Here is a 17,353-nt window from a genome sequence, read left to right on the forward strand (position 1 = left end):
TGCTCGCGGAGACGGCGCGCGGCATCCGTCATCCTGCCGATCCCGGGAGGCCCACGGGCGCCGGAGCACGGCTAGGCTGCGGCCATGCGCGCGGCGTCGCCGCCGGGTGGGACCGCCCGGGTATGCCCACTGCTCGTCGGCCGCGACGACGAGCTGGACTTCGCCGTGCGGCGGCGGGATGAGGCTGCGGCCGGACACGGCGGCCTGCTGCTGCTCGGCGGCGAGGCGGGGATCGGCAAGTCCCGGCTGCTCGATGAGCTGACGACCCGTGCCGGCGGCCGGGTCGTGCGCGCGGAGGCGTTCGCGGGCGACCGGGACACGCCGGGCCTCCTGCTGGGCGGGCTGGCCGCCGGGTTCCGCGCGGCGGGCGACGACGAGACGGCCGAGCGGGTGCAGGCGCTGGTCGCCGAGGCGGTGTCGGCGACGACCTCCGATTCAGCCCGGCGCCGGCTCCTGGTGGCGGAGCTCGCCGACGCGCTGACCCGGGCGCTCGCGACGCCCTTCCTCGTGCGCCTGGAAGACCTCCACTGGGCCGACCAGCTGAGCCTGGACGCCCTCCGTCGGGCCGCTGCGGCGCTCGACCGGCTGCCGTCCCTCATCGTCGCAACCCACCGGACCGACGACCCGGCGGCGGACGCGAGCTTCACCTCGTGGCGGCTGGAGCTCCTCGCCCACCGGCAGGCCGAGGAGCTGCTGCTGACCCGGCTCGGCCGCGAGGGCACGCGCTCGATGCTGGCCTCGATCACCGGGGAGCAGCCCGCGGAGGAGGACGTGGACCGGCTGTATGCGGCCGCCGACGGCATCCCGCTGCACGTGGAAGAGCTGGTGGCGGTCGGGGTGGACGCGGTGCCTGACACGGTCGGCGACGCCGTGGTCGCGCGGACAGCGGCCCTCGACCCGCACGCGCGCGCGGCGATCGCGGCGGCGGCGGTGATCGGGCGCGAGTTCGACGCGGAGACCCTGACGGCGGTCGTCTCGGACGACGACGGGACACCCGGCGAGGTGGATGCGGCGCTCGACGAGCTGGTGCGCCTGCACTTCGTGGTCCCCGCGGGCTCGGGCTACGACTTCCGCCACGCCCTCATCCGGGACGCGGTGTACGCCGACCTGCCCGGGCCGTTGCGGCGGAGGCTGCATGCTCGCGTCGTCGAGGTCGCCCCCGGACTGTCCGACGCGGTGCGATCCGCCCACCTGGAGCGGGCGGGCCGGGCCGATCAGGCGTACCGCGCCGCCCGCACCGCCGCCCAGCGCGCCTCCGCCCTGTCGGCGCACCGCGAGGCGGTCGGCCTCTACCGCCGCGCCGAACGGACCGTGCCGTCGGGCACCGCCGTCGGCGAGCGCGCGGAGCTCCACCGCCTCCTCGGGTCGGAGCTGGCCGCCTCCGACGCCAACGAGGACGCGGAGCGCGAGTTCGCCCGTGCGATCGAGCTGTACCGGGAGGCCGGCGACGAGGTGGAGGCTGCGGCGGTCGTCCCGGCGCTGGTGGCGGCGCGCCATCTGCTCGGCGCCGATTACGCCTCGCGGGCGGCGACGCTGGAGGACGCGCTCGCGCGCCTGAACCCGCGGCCACCGGCCGCACGGCGCTCGTCCGCGGGAGCCTGCTCGCCGCGCTGGCCGCCGCCGCGATGCTCGACCGGCGGCTCGACGACGCGCTCGCCTTCGCGACCGAGGCGCGACCGCTGCTCGAGGACGACGTCGCCGAGCGCCTCGCGGTGGACGTGACCCGCGGCGCCGTGCTCGTCTTCGCCGGCCGAGAGGAGGGCTGGGACCTCCTCGACTCGTCCGCGCGGGAGGCCGCGTCGCTCGGACTGGAGGCGACGGCCGCGCGCGCCTACCGGATGGCGGGCTCGAGCGCGTCCGTCCTGCTCGTGTACAGCCGCGGGATGGAGTGGCTGCGGGAGGGCATCGCCTACGCGTCGCGGATCGAGCGGTGGAACGACGCTCACTATCTCCAGGCGCACCTCGCCCACGTCGAGTGGGCGACCGGACGGCTCGACACCGCGGTGACGCGCGCGGAGCGGGCGCGCGCCGACGGCCGCGGCGGCATCACGACCGAGGTGACCGCGCTGCACGTGCTCGGCTACGTCGCCCTCGCGCACGGCGACCTGACGACGGCGCACGAGCTGCTGGGCGAGGCGGCGGCGATCGGCGAGCGGATGCGGGAGCTGCAGCGGCTCTCGCCCGCCCTGTGGGGGCTGGCGGAGGTCGCCCTGGCCCGGGGTGACGACGCGACCGCGATCGAGCTGTCGGAGCGGGGGTACCGGGAGTCCGCGCGCATCGCGGACGCCGCGTACCTGTTCCCGTTCCTGGTCACGGCGACGCGTGCGCGGGTCGCCGCAGGGGACGTCACGGGCGCGCGGGAGTGGGTGGAGCGCGCGGGGGCGCTGGTGGGCGAGCGCGGCATCCCGGGCACCGAGCACGCCGTCGCGCACGCGCAGGGCCTCGTCGCCCTATCGGAACGCGGAATCAGCCGGGCGAAGGAGCTGCTGGGGTCGGCCTCCGCCGGGTGGGATGCGCTGGGCCGCTGGTGGGAGGGGACGCAGGCGCTGCTCGACCTCGCCGAGTGCGCCCGGCGCAGCCGCAGCCCCGCGGAGGCGGCGTCGCTGGTCGCCGAAGCGCGTCGCCGGGCCGAGGAGTGCGGCGCCGGGGCGGTGCTCTCACGGGCCACGGCCCTGGAGGAGCGGCTGGCGGACGGCGCGGAGACCAGCGTGCTGAGCGCCCGCGAGCGCGAGGTGGCGACGCTGGTCGCGACGGGTGCGACCAACCGCGAGATCGGGGACGTGCTCCACATCTCGTCCCGGACGGTCGCGACCCACGTCGAGCACATCCTCGCCAAGCTCGGCGCGACGCGCAGGTCGGAGATCGCCGCGTGGTCGGCAGGAGAACGAGTCGGAGGAAGACGGGATGTCTGAACGATGGGGTGCGGTGACGGTGCTCGGCGCCGCCCAGTTCGTGATGGTCCTCGACAGCACGGTGATGAACGTGTCCATCTCGACGGTGGTGAAGGACCTGGACACCACCATCGCCGCCATGCAGACGACCATCACCTTCTACACGCTCACCATGGCCGCGTTCATGCTGCTGGGAGCCAAGCTCGGCGACATCTGGGGCAGGCGCCGCGCCCTGGTGATCGGCTCCATCGTCTACGCGATCGGCTCGGGGACCACGGCGGTCAGCCCGAATATCGCCGTGCTCTTCGTCGGCTGGTCGGTGGTGGAAGGCCTCGGGGCGGTGCTGGTGATCCCGGCGATCGCCGCCCTGATCGCCGACAACTACACCGGCCACGCGCGGGTGACGGCGTTCGCCGTGATCGGTGCCGCATCGGGGGTCGCCGTCGCGGTCGGTCCTCTGATCGGCGGGTTCCTCACCACCTACGCGAGCTGGCGGTACGTCTTCGCCGGCGAGGTCGTCATCATGGCCGTGGTGCTCCTGTTCAGCCGGGTGGTGCGTGACAGCGGCGAGCGCGAGAGAGTGGCCATCGACGCGCTGTCCGTGCTGCTCTCCGCCGTCGGCCTGGTGCTGGTCGTCCTGGGCCTGCTGCAGACGAAGACGTGGGGATGGGTCCTCCCGTCGACCGACGTGTCCGTGCTCGGCCTCTCACCCGTCCCGTTTCTCGTCGCAGGAGGGTCGGTCGTGCTGTGGCTGTTCTTCGTCCGCCAGCGCTCCCTGATCGCACGCGGGCGAGCGCCCCTGCTCGATCCGGGCCTGCTGCGCATCCGACAGTTGCGCGCTGGGGTGGGAAGCCTCGGCCTGCAGTACACCGTGACCGCGGGGCTGTTCTTCGTCGTGCCGATCTACCTCCAGCTCACCCTCGGCCTGGATGCGCTCACGACCGGGCTGCGGATCTTCCCTCTCTCCGTCGCCTTGGTGCTCTTCTCGATCGTGGGGACGGCGCTCGCCCGGCGGATGCCGCCGCGACGCATCGCGCGCATCGGACAGCTCGCGCTCGTCGGCGCCAGCCTGGTGCTCCTCGCCGCCGTGACACCCGACCTCAACACCTGGCAGTTCGGGGCGGGCATGTTCATCGCCGGTGCCGCCCTCGGCCTTCTGGCGTCGCAGCTCGGGAACGTGACGATGTCGTCGGTCGGGCCTGACCAGCTGAGCGAGGCCGGAGGCATCCAGGGCGTGTTCCAGAACCTCGGCTCATCGCTCGGGACGGCCCTGGTCGGATCCGTCATGATCGCCGCGCTGTCCAGCTCGTTCGCTGCGAATGTGGCCGCGAGCGAGCTGCCGCAGGATGTGCAGACACAGGTGCAGCAGGAGAGCCGGGACGGCGTCGGCGTGGTCGCCGTCGCGGACGTCCCGCGCATCGCCTCCGAGCATGGACTGTCGGAGCAGGACAGCGCGACGTTGCAGCACCTCTACTCGGAGTCGCAGCTTTCCGCGCTTCGGCTCTCCTTCGTCACCGTCGCGCTGATCTCGTGCGCCGCGCTGTTCTTCTCCCGCAACCTGCCGAAGACCGTTCCGAAAGCGGACCCGGTCGCGCAGCGACGGGCAACCTGACCCGTCCTCAGTCGCGTCCGTCGCCGTCAGCGGCGTTGTAGCGCTCGAGCATCGCAGCGAATGCGGCGATCTCGGCTTCGCTCCATTCCCGCAACCGGCCCGTCATGGTGACCCGCAGGGCGTCGTCCGCCGCGTCGAGCACGCCGACGCCGCGTTCGGTGATGCGCAACGCCTGGCCGCGTCCGGCGTGCTCCTCCGGAGCGCTCACGACGTAGCCGCTCTCCGTGAGCGCCGCCAGCTGGCGGGACACGGTGGAGCGGTTGAGCTCGTAATGGGCGGCGATCTCGACCGCGCGGCATCCGGGTGCTCGCGGATGTACGCGAGGAGCGACCGGTCGACGATCGACAGCCCCTCGTTCTCGCGCCGCACGCGCGCGGTGCCGCGGCGGCCGATGGTCGTCAGCTCGCGCTGGACGCGGGCGATGGAGGCGGTGCGCGCATCCCGGGTCATGGTCCGAGTCTAGCGCCGAGTTGCGTTCTGCAACATATAGTCGTAGGTTGCATTACGCAACTTGAGAGGATCCCTCCCGTATGTCGACGCATCGCATCACGCCCCTTCCCGCCGCAGCCGCCCGTCCGCGCTTCTGGCCGCCGGCCGCCTTCTGGAAGGCGCTCGGCTCGCACATCGTGATCCCACTGTTCCTCGCGGTCGGGATGGCGCTCGCCTACCTCGGCGCCTTCCACGCGCCGCAGCCGCACGACCTCCCGGTCGCCATCGTGGGACAGGGCCCGGCAGCCGAGGTGTTCGCGCAGACGATGAACGACAAGGCGCCGGCCGCGCTCGACGTGACCACCGTCCGACCGTCAGTGCCGCACGCGACCAGCTCGCGCACGGCACGATCGCCGCCGCCTACGAGCCGGGGACGACGCAGGCCGTCATCCACATCTCCACCGCCTCGTCGGAGACCGAGGCGTCGGCCGCCGAGAAGCTGTTCCTCCCGATCGCCTACCAGCAGCGCCTGCCGGTCACGATCGACGACGTGCGGCCGGTCCCGACCGACGACGGCACCGGGCAGGGCCTGTTCTTCCTCATGGTGGCGCTCAGTGTCGGCGGCTACTCCAGCGCGATCGCCATCGCGGCGGTGACCGCCAAGCTGGCGATCGGGTGGCGCATCGCGGTCTCGGCCGCCGCGTCCCTCCTGGTCGCCGGGCTCTGCGCGGTGGTCGCCGGTCCGGTCTTCCACGTGCTGAGCGCCAACGAGTGGAGCATCTGGCTGCTCGCCTCGCTCTACGTGTTCGGCATCGTCACCATCGGCGTCGGGCTGCATCCCCTCATCGGGCGGTGGACCACGCCCGCGCTGACGCTCCTGTTCGTGATGCTCAACGTGACCAGCAGCGGCGGCATCTTCCCGCAGAACCTCATGCCGTGGTTCTTCGCCGGGCTCAACACGTTCTGGAACGGGGCGGCCTGGCTCGACGCGGTCCGGGCGCTGACGTACTTCCCCGGCCAGGCCTTCGGCTTCGACGGGCTGCGCCTCGCCCTCTGGGCGACCGTCGGGCTCGGGCTGATCGGCGTGAGCCACCTGCTGACCCTCCGCCGCCGCCGCGCGGCCGACGACACCGTCGCGGCGACGCCCGCGGAGGAGGAGGCGGTCGTCGCCGCCTGACGACCGCTTGCCGCGCTCAGCGCGCGGTCCCGCTCAGGACGACGCTTTGTCGAGATCCTCCTGGGACTTCTGGATCGCCTTCTGCAGCTCGTCGTAGTCGCCGGAGTCGATCGCCTTCGAGATGCGCTTCTGGGCCTTCACCAATGCGTTCTCGACCCGGTCGGCCCACTGGTCGTCGACCACCGCGATGACGGCGGACGAGCCCTTCGGGAGGTACTCGTCGACGTCGACGCCGATCTGCTTCTCGTCGTGGCGCTTGCGGAACGCGCCGATGACAGCGCCGATGCCGGCCCCGACCGCGGTCGCCGCCAACAGCGGAGGCGCGAACAGCCCGACCACGACGCCCGCTCCGGCGCCCCAGGCCGCACCCTTCCCGACGGTGCCGGACTCGTGCTCCTTGACCTCCACCTTGCCGTCGTCGTCGCGGCTCATCACGACCGCCCCGACGATGTCGAACTGCCCTGCGGCCTGGTCGTCCTTCAGGGACTGGTAGTCGGCCTCGGCCGCGCTCTCGTCGTCGTAGGCGCCGACCACGAGCACCAGATTCTTGTCAGCCATCTCCCACTCCTCTCACTCGACCGCACCTGCGGTCGGTCGGACTATGGCACTCGAGGGGAGGAGCCGGGAAGACAGTGGTGCGCCCCCGATCGACCGGTGCAGGATGTGCGCATGGTCTCCCTCACCGTCGAGCGCACCTTCCCCGTCCCGCCGGAGCGCGTCTGGCGCGGGTTCACCGATCCGCAAGAGCTGAGCGCGTGGTTCTGGCCGCCGCGGATGGAGCCGACGGCGCGCATCGATCCGGTGCCGGACGGCGCCGTACGCATCCGCTCCGCCATCGCCGATCTCGGCGTGGCCGGCCGGGTCACCGAGGTGGACGCGCCCCGGCTGCTCGCCTTCACCTGGCGGTGGGACGGCGAGGACCGCGCGACCCGAGCGACCCTCCGGTTCGACCCGGTGGGCGGCGGCACGCTCCTGACGGTCCAGCACGACGGCTTCGCCGACGAGGAGGCCGCGGCGAATCACGTCGACGGCTGGAACGACTGCCTCGACCGCCTCTCGGCGACGATGACGTGACCGCCGACCGGGCCGCCACGGGCGCATCCGCGACGCCTCCGCTGGTGTGGGACGCGCGCCGCAACCTGGCCGCGCTCGGGATCGCCGTCATTCCGACGATCGTCGCCTTCGCCGTACACCACTTTGGGCCAGCGGCTGAGCGGCGTCACGCCGTGCGACGGGCCTCCTGCTTCTGCCCGACCGGCGCGAGCCCGAGGTTCTCGCGGAGGGTGTCGCCCGCGTACTCGGTCGGGTAGATGCCGCGCTCCTGCAGCAGCGGCACCAACGTGTCCACGATGTCGTCGAGTCCCGAGGGGATCAGCCACGGCGTGATGTTGAAGCCGTCGACTACATGGGCGTCGGCGTAACGCTGCAGGGTGGCGGCGACGCTCGACGGGCTGCCGACGAAGCCGCGGCCCGAGTTAAGGCGGATGACCAGCTCGCGGATGCTGAGCCTCTCGGCCGCCGCGCGCTCGCGCCAGGCGTCGGCGGTGGCCTTGGCCTGGGCCGCGCGGAAGCCGGCGCCGCGGGTCTCGCCCGAGACCTCCTGCACCGGGTCGATCGCCGGCAGCGGGCCGTCCGGGTCGTAGGCGGAGAGGTCGGTGCCCCAGATGTTCTCGAGGAACGCGATCGCCGTCTGCGGGGTGACCTGTTTGCGGCGCACCCAGCGCGCCTTCTCCTCCGCCTCCGCGTCGGTGTCGGCGAGGATGAACTCCTGGCCGGGGAAGATCTTCACGTCGCCTGCCGGGCGTCCCGCCTTGAGCGTGCGCTGGCGGATGTCGTCGGCGAACGCCTTGGCGTCGTCGAAGGCGCTGTGCGCGGAGAAGATCACATCGGCTTGGCGCGCGGCGAAGTCGCGGCCCTCGGCGGAGTCGCCGGCCTGGAAGATGACGGGGCGGCCCTGCGGGCTCTGCGGGAGGCGGCTGCGGCCGGTCGCGCGGTAGTGGCCGGTGTCCACCTCCACGAGCTCCGACGGGGTGTCGGCGGTCCAGGCGTCGGCGGCGGGGGACTCAGCGAGCTCCGCATCCCACGCGTCCCACAGCTTCTTCGCGGCCACGACAACGGCCTCGGCGTGCCGGTAGCGGTCGGCGTGGTCCAGGTAGCCGCCGCGGCGGAAGTTCTCGCCGGTCCACGCGTTGTCGGTGGTCACCACGTTCCAGGCCGCGCGGCCCCCGGAGATGAGGTCGAGGCTTGCGAGGCGGTGCGCGAGGTCGAGCGGGTCGTTGTAGGTGGTGTTCTGGGTGGCGACGAGGCCGATGCGGTCGGTCACGGCGGCGAGTGCGGCCAGCTGGGTCTGCGCGTCGGGGCGGCCGGCCACATCCAGCTGGTGCAGGGCGCCGAGGTGCTCGCAGAGGCGGAGGCCCTCGCCGAGGAAGAACGCCGAGAACAGGCCGCGCTCGGCGGTCTGCGCGACGCGTCGGAACGACTCGAAGTCGGTCTGCGAGCCGCTCTCGGGCTCGGTCCAGACGGTCGAGAAGTTGACGCCCTGGAAGAAGACGCCGAAGCGGAAGACGGTCGGGCCGGTCATGCGGACTCCTGGTAGCGGTTGACGGCGGCGGGGAGGCCGAGCGCGTCGCGCAGGGTCCCTCCGGGGTGGGATGCGGCGAGCGCGGTGCTCACGCGCAGCAGCGGGAGGACGGCGAAGGCCAGCTCGGGCAGGTCGACGTCGAGGACGGCCGGGTGGACGCGGACGCCGTCGGTCACGGCGGCGAGCTCCGCGAGGAGGGCGGCGAGCGGCTCGGCCGCGCCGACGTAGCGGGCGCGGGACCCGGCCCACGGGGTGTGCGCGTCGAGTGCGGCCACACGGTCGGCGGCGGGGACGCCCGCGGCGTCGAGCGCGACCTCGAGGTCGAGCACGGCGAGCAGCCCCAGCCTCTGCAGGCGGGAGGCCTCGGCCGCGGCACGCGCGACGAGGTCGTCGCCGTCGGCGTCGAAGAGCGCCACGTCGAGCTCGGCGTCGCCGGCGAGCGCCGCCGGACCGAACACCGGCAGTGCGCCCTGCGGCGGCCGAGGCACGATGGAGGGTCCGACGACGGAGTAGTCGTCGCCCTCGAAGCGGATGTGGTGCACCCGGTCGCGGTCGAGGTAGCGTCCGGTCGGGACGTCGCGGATGACCGCGTCCGTCTCCCACGAGTCCCAGAGGCGGCGCGCCACCTCGACGGCGTCGGCCGGTCGTCCCGGCTGACCGACGCGTCCGTAGAGGGATGCGGTGCCCGCGTCGTCGTCGGCGCTCACGACCCAGCCGGCGCGGCCGCGCGCGGCGTAGTCGAGGGAGGCGAGCTGCGTCGCGACGTGGAACGGCTCGGTGTAGACGGTCCCGGCCTCCGGCACCAGGCCGATGCTGCCGCTGAGCGGCGCGGCGAAGGCGGCGCGCTGGATGGCATCGAGCCGCGCCCGGATCCCGCCCGGCTCGGCCGGCGGCACGGCCGCATCGGCGAAGGTGGCGAACACGAACCCGGCACGCTCGGCGGCCTGCGCGCGCTCGGCGTGCAGCCGTCCGGTGAGCAGGGCGGACGGCGCGTGTGCGGCCGCACGCCAGGCGGCCGGGTGGGCGCCGTCGCCGTCGAGCTCGATTCCGAGGATGAAGCCGGTCATCGTGAGGTCCTCTCGTGCGGGAGGCGCTCCCCGGCCTCCACCGGGAAGGGCAGCCGGTTGCCGGCGGGCGGCAGCGGGCAGGTGGCGAACTCGGTGTAGGCGCACGGCAGGTTGACCGCGCGGGTGAAGTCCAGGACGACGCGACCGTCGGCGTCCGGGGCAGCGACTGACAGCGAGCGGTTCGCGGGGTAGGTGGTCACGCCGCTCGTCGCATCCGTGAAGAGCACCAGCAGCGAGCCCGGCCGGAAGCCGTTGAAGGCGATCAGCCGGTGCACGTCGCCGTCGTGACGGAACTCGATCTCGCCGGGCGCGGCGTAGACGTGCTGCAGACCCTCGGCGACCGAGCCGACCGTCACCTCGACGGGCGCGTCGTAGGGGACGAAGCGTCCCTCGATCACCCAGCTCTCGGAGGGCACGTAGGCCGGGGTGCCGCGGTAACCGGCTCGGGTGGGATGCCCGGGGTGCCGCGGCCGCAGCAGGTCGTACCCGCCGCGCTTGGCGATCTCGATGAGGGTGTCCCCGAATGCGGCGGTTCGTCCGCCGCGTTCGGGGATCGGGCCGAAGACGATACGGCCGGTGACCTCCGCGCCGTCCACGAGCAGCGACTCCCCGCGTCGAGCAGGGCGACGACGCCCTCCTCGCCGGTGGACCAGCGGCCGGGCAGCCCGTCGAAGCGCGTGGGCTCCGCGGTCAGCCAGTGCTGGGCCGTGATGGCGAGGAAGCCGTGCGCGGAGGCGCGGTCGGCCTCGTGCGCGTCGTGCCAGGCCTGCCATTCGGTCGCGAAGGCGGGCGCTGTCGTGTCGGATGCGATGGTCATGTTCTCAGCCGTTCGTCTCGTCGGTCACTGGTTGTCGAGCGGGAGCCCGGGCGGGTTGATCTCCGACTTCGGCAGACCCTCGTTGGTGAGGTTGTAGGCCTTCAGCCACTTCGCGTACTGGCCGCCTTCGATGAGGTGGTTGATGGCGTCCGCGATCGGCTTGTCGAGACCGCTGTCCTTCTTCACGGTGGCGGCGATGAGGCCCTGGAGGGTCTCCCCGGCTCCCGAGAAGGTGCCCGCGGTGCGGGTCGGATTGGCCGACGACGCGCTCTGCGTGTTCTGGTACGCGGCGGTCGGGTTCGGGCCGAAGTAGGCCTCGATCTTGCCCGAGTTCAGTGCGAGCCAGACGGAGTTGGCGTCCGGGTAGTACTTGAGGTCGAGCGACTTGCCGGCGGCCTCGAGCTTCGCCTTCCACTCGAGCAGGATCTTCTCCTGGTTGGTGCCTGCGCTCACGGCGACGGTCTTGCCGGCGAGGTTCTGGTAGTCGCCGTCGAACTCCCACTTGTCCTTCTTGAGGACGGTGAAGGCGAGCTCGTCTTTGCGGTACGAGGCGAAGTCGTACTTCTCCTTGCGCTGCTCGGTGTCGGTGATGTTCGAGAAGCCGACGTCGGTCGCGCCGGTGTCGATCCCGACGAACAGGTTGTCCCAGGTCGCGTTCTTGACCTCGGGCTTGAGGCCGAGGACGGCGGCGACGAGGCGGCCGAGGTCGGGCTCGGAGCCGGTCAGCGTCTTCTGGTCGTCGCCGGTGAAGGCGAGGGGCGGGAAGCCGGCGGGCAGGGCGCCGACGCCGATGACGAGGGTGCCGCGCTTCTTCACGGCGTCGGGCACCTCGGCGGCGATGGAGTCGACCTTGTCGACCTTGATCGACGTCTCGGTGCCGGCGCCGTTGGTGTGCGCGGCGATGGTGACGCTGCCGGCGGTGGATGTGCCGTCTTCGGCTGACGCCTGCCCCGAGCAGGCCGCGAGAGAGACGACGAGGGCGGCCGACGCGAGGACCGCGCCCGGGACGCCGAGCCGGCGTCGGAGCGAACGAGGGGATGACATGCGGGTTCTCCTTGGTGGGTGGGATGGTGCGATTGCGTTCAGAGACCGTGCCCTCAGAGGACGCGGCTCAGGAACTCTCTGGTGCGCTCCTCGCGCGGGTCGTCGAGCACGTCGGCGGGGCTGCCCTGCTCGACGATCCGGCCGTCGTCGAGGAACACGACACGGTCGGCGACCTCGCGGGCGAAGCCGATCTCGTGGGTGACGACGACGAGGGTCGCGCCGGAGCCCGCGAGCGAGCGGATGACGGCGAGCACCTCGCCGACCAGCTCCGGGTCGAGGGCCGACGTCGGCTCGTCGAACAGCAGCACGTCCGGTCGCAGGGCGAGCGCGCGGGCGATGGCGACGCGCTGCTGCTGTCCGCCCGAGAGCTGCCGCGGGTAGGCGGCCGCCTTGTCCGAGAGGCCGACCCGGGCGAGCAGCGCGAGCGCCTCTTCGCGGGCGACCGCGGCGGGCGTGCCCTGCGCGATCGGGGCCTCCGACACGTTCTCGAGGATGGTGAGGTGCGGGAACAGGTTGAAGTTCTGGAACACGAATCCGATCCGGGCGCGCTGCCGCAGGATCTCCTTCTCGCTCCGCTCCTTCAGCCGGCCGCGATGCACGCGCACGCCGATCAGCTCGCCACCGACGACGACGTAGCCCTCGTCGAGCGGCTCCAGGTGGTTGATCGCGCGCAACAGGGTCGACTTGCCGGAGCCGGACGGGCCGAGGACGACGGTGACCGTCCCCGCCTCGATGGTCAGGTCGACGCCGCGCAGCACGGGCTTGTCGCCGAACGATTTGGTGGCGTTCGCGATCTCGATCCCGGCGGTCACGCGGCACCGTCCAGACGGTTGTTCGACCAGCCGGCGAGCCGACGACGGACGCGCTGGAGCGGCGTCGGCGGCAGCGACCGGACGGCGCCGCGCGCGTAGAACCGCTCGACGTAGTACTGGATGACCGACACGACACTGGTCAGCACGAGGTACCAGATGGTCGCGACGACGAGCAGCGGGATGATGTCCGTCGGGTAGGTGCTGCCCAGGTTCTGGACGACGCCGAACAGGTCGAGCAGCGACACGTAGAAGAGGAGGGAGCTGGCCTTCAGCAGACCGATGATCTGGTTCACGTAGGCGGGGACGATCGAGCGCAGGGCCTGCGGCAGCACGATCCGCCGGAACTGGCGCCCGCGCGGGATGCCCAGCGCCTTCGCCGCCTCGTGCTGCCCCTGGTCGACCGAGAGCACACCGGCTCGCACGATCTCGGAGCTGTACGCGATCTCGCTCAGGCTCAGGCCGATGACGCCGAGCGTGAGCTCGGACAGTACCGACACGGTCTTGACCTCGAACTGCGGACCGAACGGGATGCCGATGCCGATGGTCGGGTACAGGTTGCCGAGGTTGTAGAGGAAGATCAGCACCAGGATCAGCGGCACCGAGCGGAACAGCCAGACGTAGAGCCAGCTGACGGAGCTCAGGACCGGATTCGCCGAGAGCCGGCCGAGGGCGACGACAATGCCGCCCGCGAAGCTGACGACCGCCGAGATCGCGGTCGCGACCAGCGTGAGCTGCAGCCCGGTGAGGATGGCCGGGCTGAACAGCCACTTCCCCACCTTCGCCCACTCCCACGACGGGTTGGTGAAGAGCGTCTGACCGAAGTTGAGCAGCAGGACGAGCACGAGGGCGGCGGCGATCCAGCGGCCGGGGTGGCGGAGCGGGAGGATGGGGCGCTCGGCCAGGCGGCGCAGGTCGATCCCGTCGGGGACGGCGGGGGCGGTGACCGCGCTCGCCTCCACGGTCGTGGCGGCGCTCATCGTTCCACCCCCAGCGTCTTCTCGAACGGATGGATGCCGACCTGCTCAGGCTCGAGCGCCGTGTCGTACAGGGGGCGGTATCCCGCGGCCAGGTACAGCGCCTTCGCCTCGGGCTGGCGCGGGCCGGTCGTGAGGTAGACCTTCGTGTAGCCCTGGCGCACCGCCTCGGACTCCAGCTCGTTCACGATCCGGCGGGCGAGGCCCTGGCGGCGGTGGCGCGAGCTGGTCCAGATGCGCTTCAGCTCGGCGGTGTGCTCGTCGAGCCGCTTGAACGCGCCTCCGGCGATGGGCTCCCCCGCGCGCAGCAGCAGCACGAACGCGCCGCCCTGGGCCGGTGCGAACAGCTCGGCCGGGTAGCGGTTCAGCTCGGTCGAAGCGCGCTCGCCGAAGAAGTCGCCGTAGCGGGTGTCGTACTCGTACTCGAGCTCGTCCAGCAGCGGCCGGGCCAGCGGATCGGTCGCTTCGACATAACGGAACTCGTCGGCGTCGACGTTCGTGACGGTCACCGGATGCCTCCTTCTCGCGGGGTGGGAGCGGATGTTTCGGATGACCGTAGAGGGCATCTCGCGCGCCGCGGTAACGATGGTTACGGTTTGCGACGCCCGCGAAACACGGCGTCACGGACGCTTGCCCGGACCGCGCTCGCGATGCAGGGTGACCCGATGCCCACCACGTCCCCGACCTCGTCCATCGCCGTCGTCGGCGCCGGTCCGCGCGCCGTCGGCTGGCTGGAGCGGTTCGCGGCGGCGCGGTCGGCCTCCGCGGAGAGGCCGCCGGTCGTGATCCACCTGATCGACCCGTTCCCGGCCGGACCCGGACGGATCTGGCGTCACGACCAGTCGCCACTGCTCAAGCTGAACTCGATGGTCGAGCACGTCACGATGTTCACGGACGACACGTGCGCGGTCGACGGGCCCGTCGTCCCCGGGCCGTCTCTGCTGGAGTGGGTGGAGGGCGTGCGCGACGGCCGCATCGCGGACGCGGAGGTCGGCGATCCGGGCGTCGCGGCCGAGCTGGCGCGCCTGCGCCGGGGAGACTTCCCGACCCGGAGGCTGCAGAGCCGCTACCTTGACTGGTTCCTACGCCGGGCCATCGCCGCGCTGGATGCCGACGCGACCGTCGTGCGGCGGACCGGGGAGGTCGTCGCGGTGACGGACGACGGGGAGCACGAGACGGTCCGGCTCGCCGACGGCACGGTGCTCCGCGCCGACGCCGTCGTGTACGCGCTGGGGCACACCGGCAGCGAGCCGTCGGGAGAGGCCGCCACCCTCGCCGCCTTCGCCGACCGTCACGGCCTGCACTACCAGCCGCCCGCGTTCACCGCCGACGCCGAGCTGTCCGGCATCCCGGCCGGCGAGACGGTCGCCGTGCGCGGGATGGGACTGGCCGCCGTCGACCTCGTCGTGCTCCTGACGCAGGGACGCGGTGGACGCTTCGAGTGGCACCACGACGGCCTCCGCTACCGGCCGAGCGGGCGCGAGCCGCGCATCCTCATCGGGTCGCGGCGGGGCGTGCCGTATCGCTCGAAGATCTCCTCGACCCTCGCGGGCGAGGCGCCGTCGCTGCGGTACCTCACGCCCGAGGTGGTCGCGCGGCTGACGCGCGACCCCGGGACGCTCGACTTCCGCCGCGACGTCTGGCCATTGGTCGAGAGAGAGCTGCTGCACGGCTACTACCGCGAGCTGTTCACCGGGCATCCGGAACGGGTCGCCGTGGCCTGGGAGCGCTTCCGGGCGGAGCTGGACGGGGTCGACCCGCGGTCGGCGGCGTACCGCGACCTGCTGGCCGCATCCCTCCCGGACCCGTCCGACCACCTCCACCTCGGCGCGTTCGACCGGCCGCTCGCCGGGGAGCGCTTCGCGTCGCGCGAGGCGCTGCAGCGCCGCCTGCGGGAGCACCTGCGCGACGACCTGCACCGGCGCACCGCGGCGGAGCACAGCGAGACGCTGGGGCTCTTCCTCGCGCTGCTGCAGACGATGTTCGCGCTGGCGCCGGTGGGCGCCTCCCCCGCCTGGACGGACGAGTCGCGCACGCGCGACCTCCACGGCTGGTGGCCGGCGTACTTCAGCTACGTCGCCTCCGGGCCGCCCGGGCACCGGCTGGAGGAACTGCTTGCCCTCTCCGACGCCGGGGTCGTCGAGTTCGCGGGGGCTGACCTCGTTGTGACCGCTGACGAGGAGGCCAGGGCGTTCCGCGTCTCCAGCCCATCGGTCGACGGGTCGGTGCTGACGCGCACCCTCGTCGACGCCTGGCTGCCCGCCGCGCACGCCGACCGCACCGACAACCGCGCGCTCCGCGACCTGGCGGTCAGCGGCGCCGGATCGTTCCGGCACGGGATGCTGCGCGTGCACCCCGACGACGCGCGGGTGCTCGACGCGACCGGCGCACCGCATCCCCGCCGCTGGGCGATCGGGCCGTTCACCGACGCGCCCTTCGCCGGGGCCTTCGCGCGGCCGGGCACGAACGCCCTGTCGTTCCGCGAGAACGACCGGGTCGCGCAGGCGGTGCACCGGCTGGTCGCTGACCGTGCGGCGACGCACAGCGCAACATCGCCTGGCACGTCGCCGGTGCTGTCACTACAGTGACCCCATGCCGGACGAACCCCGCCGCCCGCTCGATTTCGAGACCCGCCAGATCCACGCAGGAGCCGTCGTCGACTCCGAGACCCGGTCCCGGGTGACGCCGATCTACCAGACGGCGGCGTACGTCTTCGACAGCTTCGACGACGGCGAGGAGCGGTTCGCCGGCCGCAGCGCCTACCGGGCCTACTCGCGCAACGAGAACCCCACCAACGCGGTCGCCGGGCGCCGCATCGCGGACCTCGAGGGCGGGGTCGACGGGATCGTCGTGGCCAGCGGGCAGGCCGCGATCGCGTCCGCGCTGAGCGCGCTCGCAGGAGCCGGGGACCACATCCTGGCCACGCGCTCGCTGTACGAGGGGACGCGCGAGATGTTCCGCGGCGTGCTCGCGCGGCAGGGCATCGAGTTCGAGTACGTGCCGGACGACGCAGACGACGACGAGTGGACGTCGCGCATCCGCGCCAATACGAAGGCGGTGTACACCGAGACGCTTCCGAACCCGCTCGGCCAGGTGGTCGACATCCGGCGGATCGCGGGTCTGGCCCGCGCGGCCGGGGTTCCGCTGGTCGTCGACAACACGGTCCCGACCCCGTACCTGTGGCGGCCGATCGAGGACGGCGCGGACATCGTCATCCACTCGACCTCGAAGTGGCTGTCCGGCCACGCGTCGGTCATCGGCGGTGCGATCGTGGACGCGGGGACCTTTGACTGGGCGGCGGCCGGGGCGCGCTTCCCGCAGCTGACGGAGCCGCCGCGGCCGGGGGTCCCGTCGTTCGTGGAGCGGTTCGGCTCGGGTGCGTACCTGGCGTACGTGCGCAGCGTCATCGTGCTCGAGTACGGGCCGACCGTGCCGCCGACCAGCACGTTCCTGCTGCTGCACGGCATCGAGACGCTGTCGGTGCGGATGGACCGGCACGTCGCCACCGCGCAGACCGTCGCGCAGTGGCTGGAGCGGCGGCCGGAGGTCGCGACGGTCCACTACCCCGGGCTGCCGTCGAACCCGTACTACGAGCGGGCGCAGCGGTATCTGCCGCGCGGGGCCGGATCCATCGTCTCCATCGACCTGGCCGGCGGGCGGGATGCGGCGCGCCGGTTCATCGACGCGCTGGAGCTGATCTCGCCGATGACGCACATCGGGGACGTCCGCACGCTCGCCATCCACCTGGGCAGCACCATCCACGCCAAGCTGACGCCCGAGGAGCAGGCCGACGCGGGCATCACCCCCGGCCTCATCCGCCTCTCCATCGGCCTCGAAAGCCCGCGCGACATCCTCGACGACCTCGCCCGCGCCCTGACCGCCGCGGGGGCCTGATCGTCGGAGATCCAGGCCGATCTCGCACGAAACTCCATCCCGGCCGCGGCCGGGC

The 17,353-nt window shown here is 72.6% G+C and carries 14 protein-coding genes and 3 pseudogenes; 8 read left to right on the forward strand and 9 right to left on the reverse strand.

Translation table 11 applies throughout. From position 1 onward, the window contains the following. Nucleotides 1-84: 84 nt before the first annotated feature. From A0130_08190 to A0130_08200, 3 genes are read left to right on the forward strand one after another with little or no spacing between them, the layout of a single operon-like run. A complete protein-coding gene (locus A0130_08190) occupies nt 85-1,722 on the forward strand; it encodes a hypothetical protein (GenBank protein ID ANF31653.1) in 1,638 nt (545 codons plus the stop codon). After that, nucleotides 1,626-2,912, forward strand: a complete 1,287-nt coding sequence (locus A0130_08195) for a hypothetical protein (GenBank protein ID ANF31654.1) — start codon at nt 1,626-1,628, stop codon at nt 2,910-2,912. The genes A0130_08190 and A0130_08195 overlap by 97 nt, the downstream gene beginning before the upstream one ends. Further along, nucleotides 2,905-4,503 (forward strand): MFS transporter, encoded by a 1,599-nt coding sequence (locus A0130_08200; protein ANF31655.1) that lies wholly within the window; start codon nt 2,905-2,907, stop codon nt 4,501-4,503. Before A0130_08195 ends, A0130_08200 begins: the two co-directional genes overlap by 8 nt. 7 nt (nt 4,504-4,510) lie before the next feature. Here the strand turns inward: A0130_08200 and A0130_08205 are convergent. Next, nucleotides 4,511-4,807 (reverse strand): annotated as a pseudogene (locus A0130_08205) (hypothetical protein). Here A0130_08205 and A0130_08210 point away from each other — a divergent pair. Both A0130_08210 and A0130_08215 read left to right on the forward strand, forming a co-directional pair. After that, entirely contained in the window at nt 4,775-4,966 is a 192-nt protein-coding gene (locus A0130_08210) for a hypothetical protein (GenBank protein ANF31656.1), read from the forward strand. The pseudogene A0130_08205 and the gene A0130_08210 overlap by 33 nt on opposite strands. 516 nt (nt 4,967-5,482) lie before the next feature. Then, complete coding sequence (locus tag A0130_08215) at nt 5,483-6,109, forward strand: hypothetical protein (GenBank protein ANF31657.1); 627 nt, start codon at nt 5,483-5,485, stop codon at nt 6,107-6,109. A 33-nt stretch (nt 6,110-6,142) separates the two neighbouring features. Here A0130_08215 and A0130_08220 read toward each other — a convergent pair whose 3' ends face one another. Further along, nucleotides 6,143-6,667 carry a hypothetical protein gene (locus A0130_08220; protein ID ANF31658.1) on the reverse strand — a complete coding sequence of 175 codons (525 nt, stop codon included), beginning with the start codon at nt 6,665-6,667 and terminating at the stop codon, nt 6,143-6,145. Between the two features lie 111 nt (nt 6,668-6,778). Between A0130_08220 and A0130_08225 the strand changes: the two genes are divergently transcribed. Further along, complete coding sequence (locus A0130_08225) at nt 6,779-7,183, forward strand: hypothetical protein (GenBank protein ID ANF31659.1); 405 nt, start codon at nt 6,779-6,781, stop codon at nt 7,181-7,183. 145 nt (nt 7,184-7,328) lie between these two features. Here A0130_08225 and A0130_08230 read toward each other — a convergent pair whose 3' ends face one another. The 7 genes and pseudogenes from A0130_08230 to A0130_08260 all read right to left on the reverse strand — a co-directional run bounded on the left by A0130_08230 (nt 7,329) and on the right by A0130_08260 (nt 13,913). Continuing rightward, entirely contained in the window at nt 7,329-8,690 is a 1,362-nt protein-coding gene (locus tag A0130_08230; GenBank protein ID ANF31660.1) for a F420-dependent methylene-tetrahydromethanopterin reductase, read from the reverse strand. Then, nucleotides 8,687-9,757: a nitrilotriacetate monooxygenase gene (locus tag A0130_08235; GenBank protein ID ANF31661.1), complete on the reverse strand. Its 1,071-nt coding sequence runs from the start codon at nt 9,755-9,757 to the stop codon at nt 8,687-8,689. Before A0130_08235 ends, A0130_08230 begins: the two co-directional genes overlap by 4 nt. After that, a pseudogene (locus A0130_08240) lies at nt 9,754-10,574 on the reverse strand (hypothetical protein). The gene A0130_08235 and the pseudogene A0130_08240 overlap by 4 nt, the downstream one beginning before the upstream one ends. Before the next feature lie 24 nt (nt 10,575-10,598). Then, entirely contained in the window at nt 10,599-11,618 is a 1,020-nt protein-coding gene (locus tag A0130_08245) for an ABC transporter substrate-binding protein (GenBank protein ANF31662.1), read from the reverse strand. Nucleotides 11,619-11,671: 53 nt separating this feature from the next. Continuing rightward, entirely contained in the window at nt 11,672-12,430 is a 759-nt protein-coding gene (locus A0130_08250) for an ectoine/hydroxyectoine ABC transporter ATP-binding protein EhuA (protein ID ANF31663.1), read from the reverse strand. After that, nucleotides 12,427-13,407 (reverse strand): polar amino acid ABC transporter permease, encoded by a 981-nt coding sequence (locus A0130_08255; GenBank protein ANF31664.1) that lies wholly within the window; start codon nt 13,405-13,407, stop codon nt 12,427-12,429. The genes A0130_08250 and A0130_08255 overlap by 4 nt, the downstream gene beginning before the upstream one ends. Beyond that, nucleotides 13,404-13,913, reverse strand: a complete 510-nt coding sequence (locus A0130_08260) for an acetyltransferase (GenBank protein ID ANF31665.1) — start codon at nt 13,911-13,913, stop codon at nt 13,404-13,406. The genes A0130_08255 and A0130_08260 overlap by 4 nt, the downstream gene beginning before the upstream one ends. A gap of 156 nt (nt 13,914-14,069) precedes the next feature. Between A0130_08260 and A0130_08265 the strand changes: the two are divergent. Beyond that, nucleotides 14,070-15,911 (forward strand): annotated as a pseudogene (locus A0130_08265) (hypothetical protein). Nucleotides 15,912-15,996: 85 nt separating this feature from the next. Then, a complete protein-coding gene (locus A0130_08270; GenBank protein ANF31666.1) occupies nt 15,997-17,298 on the forward strand; it encodes a hypothetical protein in 1,302 nt (433 codons plus the stop codon). The last annotated feature ends 55 nt before the right edge of the window (nt 17,299-17,353 follow it).

This window comes from Leifsonia xyli (assembly GCA_001647635.1).
GTDB lineage: Bacteria > Actinomycetota > Actinomycetes > Actinomycetales > Microbacteriaceae > Leifsonia > Leifsonia xyli_A.